This is a genomic window from Actinoplanes missouriensis 431, from assembly GCF_000284295.1.
GTDB classification, from domain to species: Bacteria; Actinomycetota; Actinomycetes; order Mycobacteriales; family Micromonosporaceae; genus Actinoplanes; species Actinoplanes missouriensis.
In genome coordinates this window covers 3369106-3384712 of the sequence record NC_017093.1, presented here as the reverse complement: position 1 = coordinate 3384712, position 15607 = coordinate 3369106, and the positions used below count along the sequence as shown (strand labels likewise).

Below are 15607 nucleotides of genomic sequence, written 5' to 3'. Positions count from 1 at the left end.
TCACAGCGCCCCGGTGAGGTCGACGGCGGTACGGATGTTGCCCAGCACCTCGGCGCGACTGCGGTCGCCTCCGGGTTGCTCGACGCGGCAGCTCAGGCCCTGATCCGGCACCAGCGAGATCTTGATCTTCGCGTCGATCGTGGATCCGTCGACGACCGCGAGGCGGAACCGCTGCAGGACGATGGCGAGCACGATCTTCATTTCCAGCAGCGCGAACGAGCGGCCGAGACAGCCGTGCGGGCCGGCGCCGAACGGCAGGTAGCCGAACGAGTCGGGGCTGGGACCGGTCCAGCGGTCCGGCGCGTACCGCAGCGGCTCGTCGAAGACCGACGGGAGCCGGTGCGTCACGTAGGGACTGAAGAAGATGGTGGCGTTACGCGGGATCCGGTACGGACCGAGCTCGGTGTCCCGGGCGGCGTAGCGCAGACCCATCGAGGCCGGCGGGAACAGCCGCAGCGCTTCCTTGATCACCCGATCCAGAAGCGGCAGCCGGCCGAAGACGCCGGGCTCCGGCGGCGCGCCGCCCAGCTCCGCCGCGAGCTCGTCGCAGAGGTCGTTGCGAACCTGGGGGTGCTGGTCGAGCATCAGCAGCGTCCAGGTCAGCGCGGAGGCGCTGCTGTCGTGACAGAACGCCGTGTAGGCCTCACCGACCAGCTCGTCCTCGGTCAGCCCCACGCCGTTCTCGTCGCGAGCCGCGATGAGCATCGAGATGATGTCGTCACCGGGCGCGTCGCGTTTGGCGATGATGATCCGGCGGACCGCGGCGTCGACCTCGTCGGCGGCGCGCAGCGTGCGCCGGTACGACGTGCCCGGCGCGTTCACCGGCATGAGCAGCGTCAGCGGCGCGGACGCCGAGGAGAGCAGCCGGCCGATCAGCCCGTTGAGCCGGTCCACGTCGTCGGTCTCGGCCACGTCGAACAGCGTCTTCATCCCGATCCGCAGCATCAGCCGGGAGAGGTCGTGGTCGACCCGGCGCACCTCGCCGGTCCGGAAGCGGTCGAACTCCTCGTTGGTGACCTTCACGATCGTCTCGTGGTGCCGGGCCACGGCACGGGAGTGGAACGCCGGCTGCATCAGGGAGCGGTGCCGGGTGTGCGCCGGGCCGTTGAGCTTGAGCAGGCCGGCCGTCAGGCGCGCCATCGCCGAGCGCGGCGGCATCCGGAACTCACGGAACGCGTCGGCGATGAACGCGTCGGGGTTGCCGAACAGCTGCCGCTGGTAGCGCGGGCCGAAGACGAAGACGTGCTTGGGAGCCCGGCGCGACGTCGTGCTGATCTCACCGTGGCGTTCCAGCATGGTGGTGAAGAACGGCAGCGGGTCCGCCAGCATGCGCACCGCCCGCAGTGGCCAGCCGATCACGGGGACGTGCGGTGGGCCGGGGAATGCGACCTGCCTGGGCATGGGACCTCCCGCTTGACTCGCTTGTCATCCACGACGATAGATGACGTCAGGTTGCATGACAAGAAGTCATGACAGGAGTTGACAAGCTTGTTCGTCGACCTCGAGGACGACCTTCACGTCGCCGGCCTCGCGGTGGAACGCGCGGGCGTACTCCTCGATCGGCACCCGGCGGGTCACCAGCCGGTCCAGCCACGCCGGGTCGGCGGCGAGCAGCGCGTCCGCCGCTGACTCGTAGTGGCGGCGGTTGGCGTTGACGGTCCCGAAGACCACCCCGTTGAGACGGACCAGGCGATGGTTGAGGGCGGCCACGTCGACGGGCATGACCGCCTCCCCCGGCGACATCCCCAGCAGGCAGGTGATGGTCGCCGGGCCGCCCAGCCCGAGCAGGGCGGCGATGACCGGCGGGGATCCGGTGCACTCGACGAGGATGTCGGCGGCCAGCCGGCTGTCCGCCACCGGTGTCCGGTGATACGTCGCCCCGAGCGCCTCGACCAGCTCCGGTTTGGTCCCGGCCGGCACCACGTCGTAGACGTGGGTCTCGAACCCACGCTGGGTCGCCATCAGCGCCGCGAACAACCCGACCGGCCCCGCCCCGGTGATCAGGACCCGGCCGTGGTCGCAGTGCGCGCGGCTGCTGATCCGCTCGATCTGCTCCCACGCCTTCGCGACCACCGACGCCGGCTCCACCAGCACACCGCTGCGCGCCAGGCGCCCGTCCAGCCGGAGCAGCCCGCCCGCCGAGCATCGCCATCGGTCCCGGGCGAACCCGTGCAGCCGGGTGATGCCCCGCGAGGTGTACCGCCCGTTGCGGCACATGTCCCACTCCCCCGCGGCGCAGGCCGAGCACGGCAGCGGGTCGGGCCTGCGGACGAACCCCACGACGAGGTCACCCTGCCGCAGCGCGTCGTCGGCGGACGACAGCACCCGCCCGAGGTTCTCGTGGCCGATCACCAGGTGCGCGGAGCCGGGCGGGGCGGCGCCCATCGCGGCACGGACGATGTCCTCGTCGGTGCCGCACAGCCCGACCGACAGCGTCCGCACCAGCACCGGCCCCTCCCGCGGGTCCGGATCCGGCAGCTCCCGCAACGACAGGGAGCCCGGCACACCGGCGTCCACGGTCAGGGCCCGCACTACCGCACCCCCGCCCCTATCCCCGCGAACAGGTCGTCCTCCGGCAGGCGCACCGGCACCAGCGACCGTACGAGCTCGAAGTCCTCGGTCGGCCACAGCTCGCGCTGCAGCGCCAGCGGCACCGCGAACCAGTGGCTGCCCGGATCGATCTGGGTGGCGTGCGCGCGCAGCGCGTCGTCGCGGTGGGTGAAGTAGTCGCCGCACGGCACCCGCGTGGTGATCCGGCCGGTGACGTCCCGCTGCGGCGTCCACTCGGCGAGCCACTCGTGGTACGGCGACGGCCGGCCGGAGGCCAGCAGCGCGTCGTGGAAGGCGCGCATCTTGGCGCCGCACCACTCGTGCACGTAGTAGAGCTTGAGCGTCTGCCAGGCCGGGCCGGCGCCGGGATGCGCCGCGTCGTCGGCGGCCTCGTCGAACGCGGCCACCGCCACCTCGTGGCTGCGGACGTGGTCGGGGTGCGGGTACCCGCCGATCTCGTCGTAGGTGACGAGCACGTGCGGGCGGAACTCGCGGATCAGGCGTACCAGGGCGGCTGTCGTCTCGGCCAGCGGCAGGCCGGCGAAGGTGTGCGCGGCCACCGGCGGCGGGTCGCCCTCGGGCCAGCCGGAGTCGACGAAACCGAGCGAGCGCTGCCGGACGCCGAGGACGCCCACGGCAGCGGCGAGTTCGGCCCGGCGCACCTCGGGCAGCCGCCCGCGGATCTCCTCGCGGTCCATCGCCGGGTTGAGGATGTCGCCGGCCTCGCCACCGGTGCACGTCGCGACCAGGACGCTGTGACCGGCCGCGGCGTACCGGGCCAGCGTGGCGGCACCCTTGCTGGACTCGTCGTCGGGGTGGGCGTGAACGGCCAGCAGCCGCAGCGGAGACGTGCCGGTCACGGCGGTCACCGGGCGGCCCGCACCAGGGCGGCGCCGCCGTCGACGTTTATCGCCTGCCCGGTCACGTGTGCCGCGGCCGGCGAGCACAGGAACGCCACCGCGTCGGCGACGTCGCACGCGGTCTGCTCGCGGCCGGCCGCAGGTTGCCGCAGCGGCACCCGGTCCTGCGCGACCCTGTCGAACTCGGCGCGATCCACGGCCCGCCACTGCTCGCTCCACACGAAACCGGGGCGGACCATGTTGACGCGTACGCCGTCGCCGGCCAGCAGCACCGCCAGGGAGCTGCTCCAGTGTTCGAGCGCCGCCTTGGCCGCGCCGTACGCGGGCGACACCGCCCACGGCATCGCGGCGGCGATCGAGCTGACGTTGCAGACGGCGCCACCGGCGATCAGGTGGCCCCGCAGCGCCTTGGTGACCCGGTAGGCGACCGACAGGTTGAGATCGACGATGTCGTCCCAGACCTCCGGCGGCGGCCACGCGACGTCCTCGACCAGACGCAGGGCCGGATGGCGTTCCCCGCCGAGGACGTTGACCAGGATGTCCACGGTGGACGGCAGCCGGCCGGCGAGGCGCGCCAGGTCGCCGGGGTCGCGCAGGTCGTGCTTCCAGATCTCCGCCCCCGGCGGCAACTCGCAGTCCGGGTCGCGCACGTCGACGCCGATCACCCGGTCGGCGACGCCGTGCACGAGCAGTTGTCTCATCACCGCGCTGCCGATCGTGCCGCAGGCCGCGGTCACCACGGCTGTCACCTCGTCGGCCACGGTTCCTCCTTCACGACGTCGTCGCCGGCGGGACGGCCGGCGAGCGATCGCAGCAGTCGTTCGTAATCGCTGAGCAGACGCGGCAGCAGATAGGCGGCGGAGACCCGGGCCTGCGCCCCGGCGCCGAGTCTGTCGCGCAGCGCGGGGTCGTCGAGCAGGCGGCGGACGGCGGACGCCACCGCCGCGGGGTCGTGCGGATCGACCAGGACGCCGCTGTGGCCGTCCACGATCTGGTGGCGCAGGCCGCCGACCGCCCCGGCCACGACCGGCCGGCCCTTCGCCATCGCCTCGGTGGCCGCCAGCCCGAAGCCCTCCTCGAGGCTCTTCTGCAGCACCACGTCGGCCCGCCGCTGCACGGCGTTGACGACCAGCGCGGCCTCCTCGTCCTGCCGCAGGGAGGTCAGCACCAGGTGTACGCGGGCGCGGTCGGCCACCGGCAGCCGGTCACGGGCGGCTCGCACCTGCCGCAGCACCTCGGCGCCCTCGGGGTCGTCGGGGATGTCGGCGGGGTCGGCGCCGACCAGCACGACGTGCACGTCGGAGGGCAGCAGCGGAATCAGGCCGAGCACGCCGGGCATGTCCTTGAGCGGGTCCCAGCGGGACACCTGCGCGACGACCCGGGCGCCGGGCGGCAGCGGAGCCAGGTGCTCCACCACCGCACCGGCCGCAGCGCCGCGTGCGGCGGCTCCGGCCGCTCCAGCGGGCTCGCCGGCTTCGGCGGGCTGGGCGAGTTCGGCCAGTTGGGCGGGCTCGGCGGGTTCAGCGCGTCCAGCGCGTTCGGCGCGTTCGGCGCGTTCGGCGCGTTCGGCGCGTTCGGCGCGTTCGGCGCGTTCGGCGCGTTCGGGGTACTCGGCGGTGAGGCCGATCGCGGCCAGGCGGGCGGCCACCGCTTCACCGGTGAGTGGCCGGTTCTTCGCCGCCGACAGATCGACGGCCGGGGTGATCACGTGCCGGCGGGCGAGCGGAATCGGCGGGGCGTACTCCGGGAGGGTGGTCACCACCGCGTCGAGGACGGACAGCTCCGGCGCGAAGGCCCGCCACATCGCGGCCGGGCCGGGATCGGCGTGCCGGGAGGTTCCGATGTGGCAGTGCCAGACCACCGGCACCCCGGCCCGCTTGAGCACCGGGGCCAGCCCGAGGGTCTGCGGGTCGTGCAGGCAGACCACGTCGCGGGGGGTGACCCGCTCAGCCAGCCACGCGGCCTGCGGCGCCAGCACCGCCCGGTAACGGATCATCGTCGCGGCGTCCAGGGCGGACGGGTCAGTCCGGCCGTGCAGCAGGTGATGCATGCGCTTGGTGGTGTCGAAGAACTCGGCGTCGCCGCCGATGACGAGCCAGCCGGCGCCGAATCCGGCGGCGGCCTGCGCCGGGACCATGCGGTGCAGCAGCTCGGCGACACCGCCGCCGGTCGCTGTGGCGTTGACGTGGATGGCCCGCGACCTGCCGGAGGGCGTCACGACCCAGGCCGGGCTCACCATGTCCGGGCTCACCATGTCCGGCCCTGCGCCGCGTGCTGCGGGACGATCGCGCGCAGCAGGTCCAGGCTCCGCCGGATGCTCTGCTCCCGCGGCAGCAGGGTGTCCTCGTGCTCGAGGTAGAGCACGCCCTCGAAACACTCGTCCTGAAGCGCCGCGACGATGGCCGGCCAGTCGAGCTCGCCGAGGCCGAGCGCCCGGAACCGGATCGGCGGCTGCGGACCGTACCGGGACCAGCCGGCCCCCGCGGGCGGCGCCGGCGCGGAGTGACGCTGCAGGTCCTTGGCGTGCACGGCGGCCATCCGCCCGTTCCATCCGCGCACCGCGCCGATCGCGTCGTGCCCGATGGCGGCGAGGTTGGCCGGGTCGACGCAGAGCCGCAGCACGTCGTCCCAGTCGCCGCACATGGCGAACAGCAGCTCGGCGCTGGCCCGGTCGTAGACGATCTGTTTCGGGTGCGGTTCCAGCATCATCAGGACGCCGGCCTCACGGGCGGCGGTGATCAGCGGAGCCGCGCGGTCGCGGAAGACGGCGATGTTGTCGGCCCATCCGGCGTCGCTGCCCCACCAGGACAGCCAGCGGCCGAAGTCCGGGCAGCCGGGTAGCAGCCGCACCGCCGGCGCGCCCAGCCGCTCGGCGAGGCGGATGGTGCCGAGGCCGCACCGCAGCGCATGGGCCATCCGGGTGCCGGGGTCGCCCGGGCAGACCGCCGCGGTGTGCGGTCCGTGCGGCCCGAGCAGCAGCTGCGCGTCCCGGCTGTTGCTGACGACGCCGACGGTGTGCCCGCTCAGGGCCGCGGCGATCTCGTCGAGGTACGCCCGGTCGTCGGCGCACCGGCGGACGTCGATCAGGCCGAGCGTGGTGTCGGTGGGCACGTCGAGGGCCAGCGTGTCGTCCGGCAGCTGTTTCAGGGCGCTGCCGAGGCCTTCGCCGCCGAACGCGGCCAGACAGAGTCCTAGGCGCACATCTCCTCCTCCGCACGGGTCACCACGGCGGGCGCCGAGCTGACGATCCAGGCGTGGCGGTCGCTGATCGCGGCCGGCAGCGCGACCTCGTCCCGGTCGTCCAGCAGGTGCTCCAGGGCGGCCATCACCACCCGGGCGCTGGTGTTGGTGAACGTGACCTGCCCGGCGCCCTCGAAGTCCAGCAGCCGGCTCTCGATGAGGTCGTGGAACGGCGGGCATCCGGCGAACACCCCGCCGACGGTCACGACGGCGTATCCACCGGTCAGGCGCAGCCGGTCACGGACCGCGCGTACGCCCGCGACCAGATCGGTGACGGCGTCGGAGACGATGCCGCCGCAGACCTGGTCACCGCTGAGCCAGCCGGCGCAGACCATCGGGGCGAGGTCGGCGAGCCTTTGTTTCGGGTACGGCTGGGCCGCGATCGCCCGGGCCAGTTGCGGCGCCCGGGTCCCCGTCGCGTCCGCGAGCAGCCCGGTCAGCACGGTCGCCGGTCCCCGGCCGTCACCGGCGCGGACCGCGGCACGTAGGCCGCGCCGGCCGATGTCGACGGCGGCACCCTCGTCACTGCCGAGGTATTCGCAGCCGCCGGCCCGTGCGGCCGCGCCGGTCCGGTCGACGCCGAGGAAACCGGAGCCGGTTCCGCAGATCACCGCGATGCCCTCCCCGGCCACTCCGGGCAGCCCCCAGAGCAGCGGCACCACGTCGTTGGAGACGACCAGGCGCGCGTCGAGCCCGGCCCGCACCGCGCCCGCGGTGATCCGCCGCAGCTCGGCGGCGGGCTCGTCGGGGTCCACCGAAGCGCTGGCCAGCCAGCCCACGCAGGGCCGGTCGCCGATCTCGTGCCGCACCGCGGACAAGAGCCTGAGCAGGACGTCGTCGGCGGTCGCCCCGACGGCGTGCCGGTTCATGGTGGCCAGCTCCCAGCTGCGGGACCGTCCGTCGTGGCACACCACCGCCCTGGTGTGGGTGCCGCCCGCGTCAACGGCGAGCAGCGCGGGCCGGGCGCTCACCGCGGTCCCCCGCCCGCCGCGAGACCGGCCGCGTGACCCACCGCGGCCCCCACCGTGGCGGGCATCTCGGCGACCATGAGGGCCAGGCCCCGCGCGGCGGACATCGGCGACCAGCCGTCCAGTCCCGGCAGGTGGTCGAACCCGTCACAGGAGAGCGAGGAGTACCTCGGCCGCGTCGCCCACTCGGTGCCCGCGCGCGAGCACTGCCGCACCAGGTTCTCGTCGGCGCCCGCGAGGCGATAGGCGAGCCGGGCGAAGGCGAAGCGGCTCAGCTGGGCCGGACCGGCCAGGTGCGCCACCCCGCCGGGCAGGGTGCCGGCCGCGCACAGGGCGGCCACCACCCGCCGTACGTCGTCGATGTGCACCGGGGTGAACTCCTGATCGACCGGCGCGTCCATCGGCTGCCCGGCCGCCGCGGCGAGCAGGCACCGCCCGCCGTAGGTCTCCCGGTACGCCGGACCCGCCCATCCGTAGACCAGGCTGACCCGCAGGGCCGTCCCGCCCGCCTCGACGACGGCCTGCTCGGCCTGCGCCTTGATCCGCCCGTAGGCGTTGGCCGGGGCGATCGGGTCGTGCGGGCGGTGGTGCCCTCGGTCCCCGGCGAAGACGTTGTCGGTGGAGACGAGCACGGCGGGAACGCCGGACTCGGCCACCAGCGCCGCCACACCGGTGTGCGTGGCGGCGGCCTCCCGCTCGTGGGCGTTGATCCAGGTGACGTCGCTGGGCCCGTGTGTCAGCACCACCCGGGCGGGCCGCCGATCCCGCAGCAGCCGGGCCAGGCCGGCCCGGCCCGCGGCGTCGGTCAGGTCGCAGGAGAGGTGGCCGGGCCCGGACTCACCCCGGCGGGCCACGGTGATCACCGGGTGGCCTGATCCGCGCAGGGTGGCCGCGCACGCCGCGCCGATCAGCCCGTTCCCGACGATCACCACCGGTGCGCTCACCATCGCGCACCCGCCCGGGGCCGCAGGTCGACGCCGGCGCCGGCGGCAGTGGCGGTGGCGGTGACCGCGGCGAGGTCGCCGACCAGGACGTCGACGTCCTCCGTCGGGCCCAGCGCCGGGCCGGCGATGCCGATCACCCGGCAGCCGGCGGCCAGGGCGGCCGTCACACCCGGATGCGCGTCCTCGATGACCACGCAGTCGGACGGCTCGACGCCGAGCAGGCCGGCGGCGGCACGGTAGCCCTCCGCGTCGGGCTTGCCGCGGCGTACGTCGTCCGAGGTGATCAGCACGTCCGGCACCGGGATCGACGCCTGCCGCAGCCGCGAGGACGCCAGCGCCCGGCTGCCCGAGGTGACCACCGCCCAGCGGCCGGCCGGCATCTCGGCGATCAGGTCGGCGGCGCCGGGACAGGCTCGCACCTCGGCGCTGTCGGCGGCCTGCTCGCTCTCGATGCGGCGCGCCTCGGCAGCCGCGTCGAGGTGACCGGCGACCACCGCGATGGTCGCGGCGGTCGTCCGGCCGTGGCACACCGCCAGCACCGCCGCGGGATCCAGCCCCTGGCGTACGGCCCAGCGCCGCCACGACCGCTCCACCGTCGCGCCGGAGTCCACCAGCACGCCGTCGAGATCGAACAGCACCGCGGCGGCATGCAGGATCGTGCCGTTCACCGTCATCGGACCGGCTCCGCCTGACGGCCCGGCTGCCGGGCCGCGGTGATCCGCAGCATCGCCGCGTGGACCTCGGCGTCGGTCACGTCGTTGACGATCGCCGTCTCCCCCACCGACAGCGGCAGGACGTACCGGATCTGACCGTCCCGGATCTTGCGGATCTGCCCCAGCGCCGTCACGACCTCGCCGGGGTCGACCGGGACGGTGAACCCGGTGAGGCTCACCGGCAGGCCGATGCGGCTCAGCAGCTGGACGAGCCGGTCGCGCAGGACGTACTCGGCGAGCCCGCGCTCGACGGCGATCTCGACGGCGACCGCCATGCCGAACGCCACGGCCTCACCGTGCAGGACCGGCCCGTACCCGGTGACGGTTTCCACGGCGTGCCCGACGGTGTGCCCGAAGTTCAGCGGGCGGCGCAGGTCCTCCTCGTACGGATCCTGCGCCAGCAGCGCGCACTTGACCCGGCTGGCGGCGCGGACCAGGCGCTCCAGGACATCGAGGTCGCGGGCCAGCACCCGCTCGGCCTCGTGCTCGACGAGGGCGAGCAGCTCGGGCGAGCCGATCACGGCCTTCTTGACCACCTCGGCCAGGCCCGAGGCCAGCTGCCGGCGGTTGAGCGTGGACAGGTAGCCGACGTTGGAGATGACGGCCTTGGGCTGGTAGAAGGCGCCGATCAGGTTCTTGGCGGAGGCGTGGTCGACGGCGACCTTGCCGCCCAGGGCGGCATCGACGTGCGCGAGCAGCGTGGTCGGCACGTTCACGTACGGCACGCCGCGCATGTAGGCGCTCGCGACCCATCCGACGGTGTCGATGACGACTCCGCCGCCGACGGCGACCACGATGTCCCGGCGAGCCAGAGCCGTGCCGGCCAGCCAGTCGAGCACGTCGCAGGCGGTCATCAGCGACTTGCTCGCCTCGCCGGCCGGGAACGTGGTCATCGTGACGTCGACCCCGGCGGCGCGCAGCCGGGCGGCGAGGCCGCGAGCGTGCAGGCCGGCGACGAGGTCGTCGCTGATCAGGGCCACTCGCCGGTCACCGATCTCGGTCAGCAGGTGGCCGAGAGCCGCGGACTCGTCGCGGCAGACGTGGACCGGATAGCTGTCGGTCCGGCTGGCGGTGAAGCTGCATGGGGCCTCGGGAAGAGCTGACGAGAGCGCCACGTCGTGATGGCATCGCACTAGGGCAGGCATGACGATTCCCCCGGTTCGGTGGATCGGTCAGGTGGATGCGGTCGGGTGGGACTCGGCTGCCTTCTCCCGCCCGCGGCGAGGCGGACACGGCGACCGCGCCGGTCGCACCCGCTCCGCCTTACAAGCCGTTACAGTTCCCGCAACAATTTATCCACGCCGATCACCGCTTCGGGGTTTCGCTGACAGGTTCTGTTAAGAACTGTCCGCTCAGTCCCGCGGCAGCGACCAGCGCACGCCACGGACGAGCAGCGGCACCGGGGCCAGGGCGATCACGCCGCCGACCACGGCGACGACCGCGAACCCGCCTCCGGCGAACGTGGCGCTGGCGACCAGGCTCACCGCGATGGCGGCCACGAAGACGATCGCGTCGACACCGCCCTGCACCTCGACCCGCTCGGCCGTCTCCAGACCGCTGCTGAGCAGGCCGCTGCTGCCGACGAAGACCAGGTTCCAGCCGTACCCGAGCAGGAACAGCGCGGCGGGCAGGGCGAGCGAGTAGGCGGTGGGCGCGGTGACGACGAGAAGCGCCGCCGCCACCAGCATGGCGGTCCCGCCGCCGATGGCGACCCGGCCGCCGAAGCGGTCGGCGATCCGGCCGGACAGCGGCGCGAGGGCGAACATGCCGACCATGTGCGCGCTGAGCACCCAGCCGACGGTACCCAGCCCCTGGTGGTGCTCGTGCAGTTGCAGAGGGGTCATCGTCATGATCGTGACCATCGAGAGATGCGCACCGAGCATGGCGGTCAACGGCAGGCGGACCGCGGGGCGGCCCAGCGCGGCGCCCAGCGCCCGCCAGGTCAGCGGTGGCCGTCCGGTGTGCGCGGCAGCGCCGGTCGCGGCCGGGAGCGCGAGGGTGATGAGCACCGACGCGGCCGTCATGGCGGCCGCCAGCAGCAGGGCGCCGGAGAGCTCCGGAAGGCCGAGGCCGACGGCCAGCCGTCCGGCCGGGGCGATCAGGGTGGGCCCGGCCAGCGCGCCGACGGTGCCGGCCCAGACGATGACCGACAGGCCGAACGCCTTACGGTCCTCCGGGTAGAGCTCGGTCGCCAGGTAACGGCAGACCTGGGCGCCGCCGTTGCCGATACCGATGGCGACCATGCCGGCCAGCAGGGCCGGCAGCAGCCCGCCGGCGCCGCCGAGAAGGGCCACCAGGCATCCGAGGAAACCCAGCAGGTAGACCGTCAGCAGCGCACGGCGGCCGCCGTGCCGGACGGTCAGGGCGCCGAGGCCGAAGGCGCCCGCCGCCGAGCCGAGGACCGCCGCGGCGTTCGCGAACCCGCTGACCCCGGAGCCGGCGTGATCGGCCACGATCAGCGTGGCGACGGTGGTGGAGGCGACCATGGCGGTGTTCGTCAGCGCCACGGCGGCGAAGAGCAGCGGCATGGCGCGGCACCGGATCGCGACCGCGTCCCGGTCCTTTTCCAGAAGAATTCCCATGCGACAATGCTAGAAAAGTGCAATGTCGCTTTTGAATACCAAATGAAAGATCTTTGCTGCCGATCATCGCGACATCAACGCTATTCTTCCGCCATGGCTTTACGTTCGGAAAGATCGCTGGATCCGCTCGACTGGCAGTTGATCAAAGAGTTGCAGGCCGATGCCCGGCTGTCCTTCAAGGAGCTGGGCCGGCGGGTCAGCCTGTCGCCGCCGGCGGTGGCCGAGCGGGTGCGGCGGCTCGAGGAGGCCGGCGTGATCGTGGGGTACGCGGCACGGGTCGACCCGCGGAGCACCGGTTACCCGTTCCTCGCCTTCGTGCAGTTGCGCTGCGCGTCCGGGCGCTGTCTTCTCCAGAACGCCTCGGCCGCGCAGTACCCCGAGGTGAGCGAGATCCACAAGCTCAGCGGGACGCACTGCTCCCTGCTGAAGGTGCGCGCCACCTCGCTGGAGCACCTCGAGGTCCTGCTGGAGCGGCTCGGCCGGCACGGCGAGCTCACCTCGTCGCTGGTGCTGTCCACACAGTACGACGACCAGCGGGTCACGCCGCCGCCCGCGGAGCATCCGGCCGCCACCCGCCACGAGGGCTGGCGGTAGGCGGCCGGCGTCCCGGTCCTGGTCTCAGGTGAACTCGGGCTCCTCGGTGCGGGAGCGCTTGAGCTCCCAGAAGTGCGGGAAACTCGAGAGTCCCAGGAGCGAGTCGAAGATCCGGCCCGCGACCTCGCCGCGCGGGATCCGGGAGATCACCGGGCCGAAGAACGCGCCGCCGCCGATGTGCACGATCGGTGAGCCGACGTCGTTGCCGACCGGCCGCATGCCGCGCTCGTGGCTCTCCTTCAGGCGCCCGTCGTACTCGTCCGAACCCGCCGCGGCGGCGAGGTCGGACGGCAGGCCGACCTCGTCGAGCGCCTCCTTGATCACGACGGCGTAGTCCTTCTCGCCGCGCTCGTGGATGCGCACGCCCATCGCCGAGTAGAGGTCACGCAGCACCTCCTCGCCCTTGAGGGCCGCGGCGGCCGTCGCCACCCGGACCGGACCCCACGCCGCCTGCATCCGGGCCAGGAACGCCTCGGGGTCGTCGCGGTACTGCTCGGGCACGTCGCGGCCGGCGTTGAGCACCGACACGCTCATCACGTGGAAGCCCACCTCGACGTCGCGGACCTGCTCGACTTCCAGCAGCCACCGCGACACGATCCAGGACCAGGGGTCCATCGGGTCGAACCACATGTCGACGCGGGGCCGTGCGCTCGTGGTGTCCTCGGTCATGATTCCGGTTCCTCTCCTTGGCCGTGGTCCGGTAGGTCACGGGGCCGGGTGGCCGGCGGCGACGTCGCCGGCGGGTGTCGAAACGCGCCCTCGGGCGACGACCAGGCGGACCCGCCGCAGGGCGCCGAGGTCGGCGAGCGGATCGCCGTCCACGACCAGCAGGTCGGCGTCGAAGCCGGGGGCGATGAGCCCGGTCGTCGCGCCCAGGCCGATGAGCCGTGCCGCGCCGGTGGTCGCCAGCTCGAGCACGCGGGCGGTGGAGAAACCGAGCCAGTGGTAGAGCTCGAGGAGACCCGTCATCCCGTCGAACCCGGACTGGGACACGCCGGCGTCGGTCCCGGGGAGCAGCGGGACGCCGCACTCCGCCATCCACGCCAGGCGGCCGTAGGTCTCCCGGGTCTCCCGCGGGCCCCGGCTCGCCAGGGTGCCGCGCCAGTCCGGGCCGCAGGTGGTGCAGCACGCCGCGATCCCCCGGGCGGCCATCCGCGCGGCGACGTCGTCGCGCCGTTCGAGCCGTCCGCTGCCGTCCATCCACGTGCAGTGCTCGATGGTGTCGACGCCGGCGTCCACCGCCGCGGCGATCGACTCCGTTCCGTGGGCGTGCACCGCGACCGGCAGCCCGAGGCGGTGCGCCTCGCCGACGATGCGCCGCAGCTCGGCGGCGGAGAACTGGCTCTCCCACATGCGGGCGGCGCCGGCGGTGAGATGACCGCCGCTCGCGACCACCTTGATGAGGTCGACGCCGGCCTCCGCGTGACGGCGTACCGCGTCCAGCGCCGCGCGCTCGTCGGCCACCTCGCCGCCGAAGAACCAGCAGTGGCCGCCGGGCGGGGTCAGCGGCGCGCCGGAGGTGAGCAGCCGCGGCCCGGGCACCTCGCCGCCGGCGATCCGCGCGCGCAGCCGGAGCGCGGCGCCGCCGCGGTCACCGAGGTCGCGCACCGTCGTGATCCCGGCGCGCACCAGTCGCGCGGCGCGCTCGGTCATGTCGGCCTCCAGCGCCTCGGCACCGGCGGCGCGCAGCCCGCCCACCGGGTCGGGCGAGGCGTCCAGGCTCAGGTGCACGTGGCCGTTGACGAGGCCGGGCAGCAGCGTGGCCCCGGGGTGGTCGGACACCGGTTCGCCGGGATCCGCCAGCCGTGCCACCTCGGCGCGCGGACCGGCCGCGGCGATGGTCGCGCCGCGCACCAGCACGGCGCCGTCCGTCGTGACCCGACCGGCCGGTCCGGTCAGCATCCGGGTGGCGGTGATCAGCATCGGCCGGCCTGCGCCGTCGCGTCGAGCAGCCGTTCCAGGGTCCGGCGCAGCACCGGACGCGGGGCGGCGAAGTTCAGCCGGGCGAAACCGTCGCCGCCCGGGTTGAAGTCCGGGCCGGAGGAGAGCAGCACCCGGCCGTCGCGCAGCAGCCGCGCGGCCGGGTCCGGACCCATGCCCAGCCCGGTCAGGTCGAGCCAGCTCAGGTAGGTCGCCTGCGGCGGGTACGAGACGATGCCGGGTACGCCGGCCAGCGTCTCGTCGACCAGGCGCCGGTTGCCGTCCAGATAGGCCAGCACACCGGCGAGCCAGTCGTCGCAGCTCGTCCAGGCCGCGACAGTCGCGGTGACGCCCAGCAGGCTGACCGCGCCGTACAGCTCCGGTGGCGCCGCGGCCAGGGCTTCGCGAACCCGGCGGGGCCCGATGTGGCAGGCGGCGACGCGCATGCCGGCGAGGTTGAAGGCCTTGCTGGCCGAGGCGACGGTGACGGTGCGGGCGGCGACGTCCGGGTGGAGCGAGGCGAACGGCACGTGCTCCCCCGGCGCGTAGGTCAGATCGGCGTGCACCTCGTCCGAGATCACCAGCAGGTCGTGGCGCTCGGCGACGGCGGCGAGCGCGGCCAGCTCCGCGCGGGTGAAGACCCGGCCGGTCGGATTGTGCGGGTTGACCAGGATCAGCGCGCGGCACCCGGTCGCGGCGACGTCGCGGGCGAAGCGGTCGGCGTCGAACTCCCAGCCCGCGCCGGAAAGGGCGATCGGCACCATCGGCCGGTTCATCGTGGACAGCCCGGCGAGCAGCGGCCGGAAGGCCGGCACGTGGATGGCCACCGGGTCGCCGGGCGCGGTGGCCGTCTGCAGGATCACCTGCACCGCCTGGGTCACGTTGGCGAACTCGCGGATCTCGTGCGGCGGCGGGCGCCAGCCGTGCCGGGCCGCCATGCGCTCGCTGAGGACCTCGCGGACCGGCGTCGCGCCGGACGGCCAGTCGGGATAGCCGAGGTCGCCGGTGTCGAGCGCCGCGCGCAGGGCCGCGAGCACCGGTGGCGGCACCGGGAAGTCCATGTCCGCCACCCAGGCCGGCAGCACGTCCGGTGGTGTGCAGCGCCATTTCGCGCCGGGCCTGGCCCGCAGCCGGGACAGGTCCATCGCGTCGAACTGCCGGTCCAAGGTGTCGGCCCTGCCGGTCGTGGTGGTGCTCATCGCGAACGTCCCCCGTGTCGTCGATTCGGTTCCGGCC

Annotated in this window: 15 protein-coding genes; 1 reads left to right on the top strand and 14 read right to left on the bottom strand. The window is 73.9% G+C overall.

From position 1 onward, the window contains the following. The 11 genes from AMIS_RS15840 to AMIS_RS15790 all read right to left on the bottom strand — a co-directional run bounded on the left by AMIS_RS15840 (position 1) and on the right by AMIS_RS15790 (position 11857). Positions 1-1401 (bottom strand): cytochrome P450, encoded by a 1401-nt coding sequence (locus AMIS_RS15840; protein WP_014443339.1) that lies wholly within the window; start codon positions 1399-1401, stop codon positions 1-3. 66 nt (positions 1402-1467) lie between these two features. Next, positions 1468-2532, bottom strand: a complete 1065-nt coding sequence (locus AMIS_RS15835; RefSeq protein WP_014443338.1) for a glucose 1-dehydrogenase — start codon at positions 2530-2532, stop codon at positions 1468-1470. After that, on the bottom strand, positions 2532-3419 hold the full coding sequence (gene mca, locus AMIS_RS15830) for a mycothiol conjugate amidase Mca (RefSeq protein WP_014443337.1): 888 nt from the start codon (positions 3417-3419) through the stop codon (positions 2532-2534). The genes AMIS_RS15835 and mca overlap by 1 nt, the downstream gene beginning before the upstream one ends. Continuing rightward, entirely contained in the window at positions 3416-4171 is a 756-nt protein-coding gene (locus tag AMIS_RS15825) for an SDR family NAD(P)-dependent oxidoreductase (RefSeq protein ID WP_041829811.1), read from the bottom strand. The genes mca and AMIS_RS15825 overlap by 4 nt, the downstream gene beginning before the upstream one ends. Continuing rightward, the gene (locus AMIS_RS15820) at positions 4156-5664 is read right to left on the bottom strand and encodes a glycosyltransferase (protein ID WP_014443335.1); all 1509 of its coding nucleotides are present in this window, start codon (positions 5662-5664) and stop codon (positions 4156-4158) included. The genes AMIS_RS15825 and AMIS_RS15820 overlap by 16 nt, the downstream gene beginning before the upstream one ends. Next, positions 5658-6611, bottom strand: a complete 954-nt coding sequence (locus AMIS_RS15815) for a sugar phosphate isomerase/epimerase family protein (RefSeq protein ID WP_014443334.1) — start codon at positions 6609-6611, stop codon at positions 5658-5660. The genes AMIS_RS15820 and AMIS_RS15815 overlap by 7 nt, the downstream gene beginning before the upstream one ends. Continuing rightward, positions 6602-7621 carry a BadF/BadG/BcrA/BcrD ATPase family protein gene (locus AMIS_RS43675; protein ID WP_014443333.1) on the bottom strand — a complete coding sequence of 340 codons (1020 nt, stop codon included), beginning with the start codon at positions 7619-7621 and terminating at the stop codon, positions 6602-6604. Before AMIS_RS43675 ends, AMIS_RS15815 begins: the two co-directional genes overlap by 10 nt. Next, positions 7618-8565 (bottom strand): SDR family oxidoreductase, encoded by a 948-nt coding sequence (locus tag AMIS_RS15805; protein WP_051042019.1) that lies wholly within the window; start codon positions 8563-8565, stop codon positions 7618-7620. The genes AMIS_RS43675 and AMIS_RS15805 overlap by 4 nt, the downstream gene beginning before the upstream one ends. Then, a complete protein-coding gene (locus AMIS_RS15800) occupies positions 8559-9236 on the bottom strand; it encodes an HAD-IA family hydrolase (protein WP_014443331.1) in 678 nt (225 codons plus the stop codon). The genes AMIS_RS15805 and AMIS_RS15800 overlap by 7 nt, the downstream gene beginning before the upstream one ends. After that, positions 9233-10390, bottom strand: a complete 1158-nt coding sequence (gene aroB, locus AMIS_RS15795; protein WP_197538027.1) for a 3-dehydroquinate synthase — start codon at positions 10388-10390, stop codon at positions 9233-9235. Before aroB ends, AMIS_RS15800 begins: the two co-directional genes overlap by 4 nt. A gap of 237 nt (positions 10391-10627) precedes the next feature. After that, the gene (locus AMIS_RS15790) at positions 10628-11857 is read right to left on the bottom strand and encodes an MFS transporter (protein WP_014443329.1); all 1230 of its coding nucleotides are present in this window, start codon (positions 11855-11857) and stop codon (positions 10628-10630) included. Between the two features lie 93 nt (positions 11858-11950). Here AMIS_RS15790 and AMIS_RS15785 point away from each other — a divergent pair, with 93 nt between their 5' ends. Continuing rightward, positions 11951-12451 (top strand): Lrp/AsnC family transcriptional regulator, encoded by a 501-nt coding sequence (locus AMIS_RS15785; protein ID WP_014443328.1) that lies wholly within the window; start codon positions 11951-11953, stop codon positions 12449-12451. Between the two features lie 24 nt (positions 12452-12475). Here the strand turns inward: AMIS_RS15785 and AMIS_RS15780 are convergent, their stop codons facing one another. From AMIS_RS15780 to AMIS_RS15770, 3 genes are read right to left on the bottom strand one after another with little or no spacing between them, the layout of a single operon-like run. After that, on the bottom strand, positions 12476-13120 hold the full coding sequence (locus tag AMIS_RS15780) for a mycothiol-dependent nitroreductase Rv2466c family protein (RefSeq protein ID WP_014443327.1): 645 nt from the start codon (positions 13118-13120) through the stop codon (positions 12476-12478). Between the two features lie 36 nt (positions 13121-13156). Continuing rightward, on the bottom strand, positions 13157-14374 hold the full coding sequence (locus AMIS_RS15775) for an amidohydrolase family protein (RefSeq protein ID WP_014443326.1): 1218 nt from the start codon (positions 14372-14374) through the stop codon (positions 13157-13159). After that, positions 14368-15570, bottom strand: a complete 1203-nt coding sequence (locus tag AMIS_RS15770; RefSeq protein WP_014443325.1) for a MalY/PatB family protein — start codon at positions 15568-15570, stop codon at positions 14368-14370. The genes AMIS_RS15775 and AMIS_RS15770 overlap by 7 nt, the downstream gene beginning before the upstream one ends. Positions 15571-15607 lie beyond the last annotated feature (37 nt).

What these genes read in the sequence shown, in the direction of transcription:
- AMIS_RS15770 (WP_014443325.1), bottom strand. Translation starts at nt 15,570, where the DNA reads ATGAGCACCACCACGACCGGCAGGGCCGACACCTTGGACCGGCAGTTC.
- AMIS_RS15820 (WP_014443335.1), bottom strand. Translation starts at nt 5,664, where the DNA reads ATGGTGAGCCCGGACATGGTGAGCCCGGCCTGGGTCGTGACGCCCTCC.
- AMIS_RS15790 (WP_014443329.1), bottom strand. Translation starts at nt 11,857, where the DNA reads ATGGGAATTCTTCTGGAAAAGGACCGGGACGCGGTCGCGATCCGGTGC.
- AMIS_RS15785 (WP_014443328.1), top strand. Translation starts at nt 11,951, where the DNA reads ATGGCTTTACGTTCGGAAAGATCGCTGGATCCGCTCGACTGGCAGTTG.
- AMIS_RS15775 (WP_014443326.1), bottom strand. Translation starts at nt 14,374, where the DNA reads ATGCTGATCACCGCCACCCGGATGCTGACCGGACCGGCCGGTCGGGTC.
- AMIS_RS15780 (WP_014443327.1), bottom strand. Translation starts at nt 13,120, where the DNA reads ATGACCGAGGACACCACGAGCGCACGGCCCCGCGTCGACATGTGGTTC.
- AMIS_RS15805 (WP_051042019.1), bottom strand. Translation starts at nt 8,565, where the DNA reads ATGGTGAGCGCACCGGTGGTGATCGTCGGGAACGGGCTGATCGGCGCG.
- AMIS_RS15800 (WP_014443331.1), bottom strand. Translation starts at nt 9,236, where the DNA reads ATGACGGTGAACGGCACGATCCTGCATGCCGCCGCGGTGCTGTTCGAT.
- AMIS_RS15840 (WP_014443339.1), bottom strand. Translation starts at nt 1,401, where the DNA reads ATGCCCAGGCAGGTCGCATTCCCCGGCCCACCGCACGTCCCCGTGATC.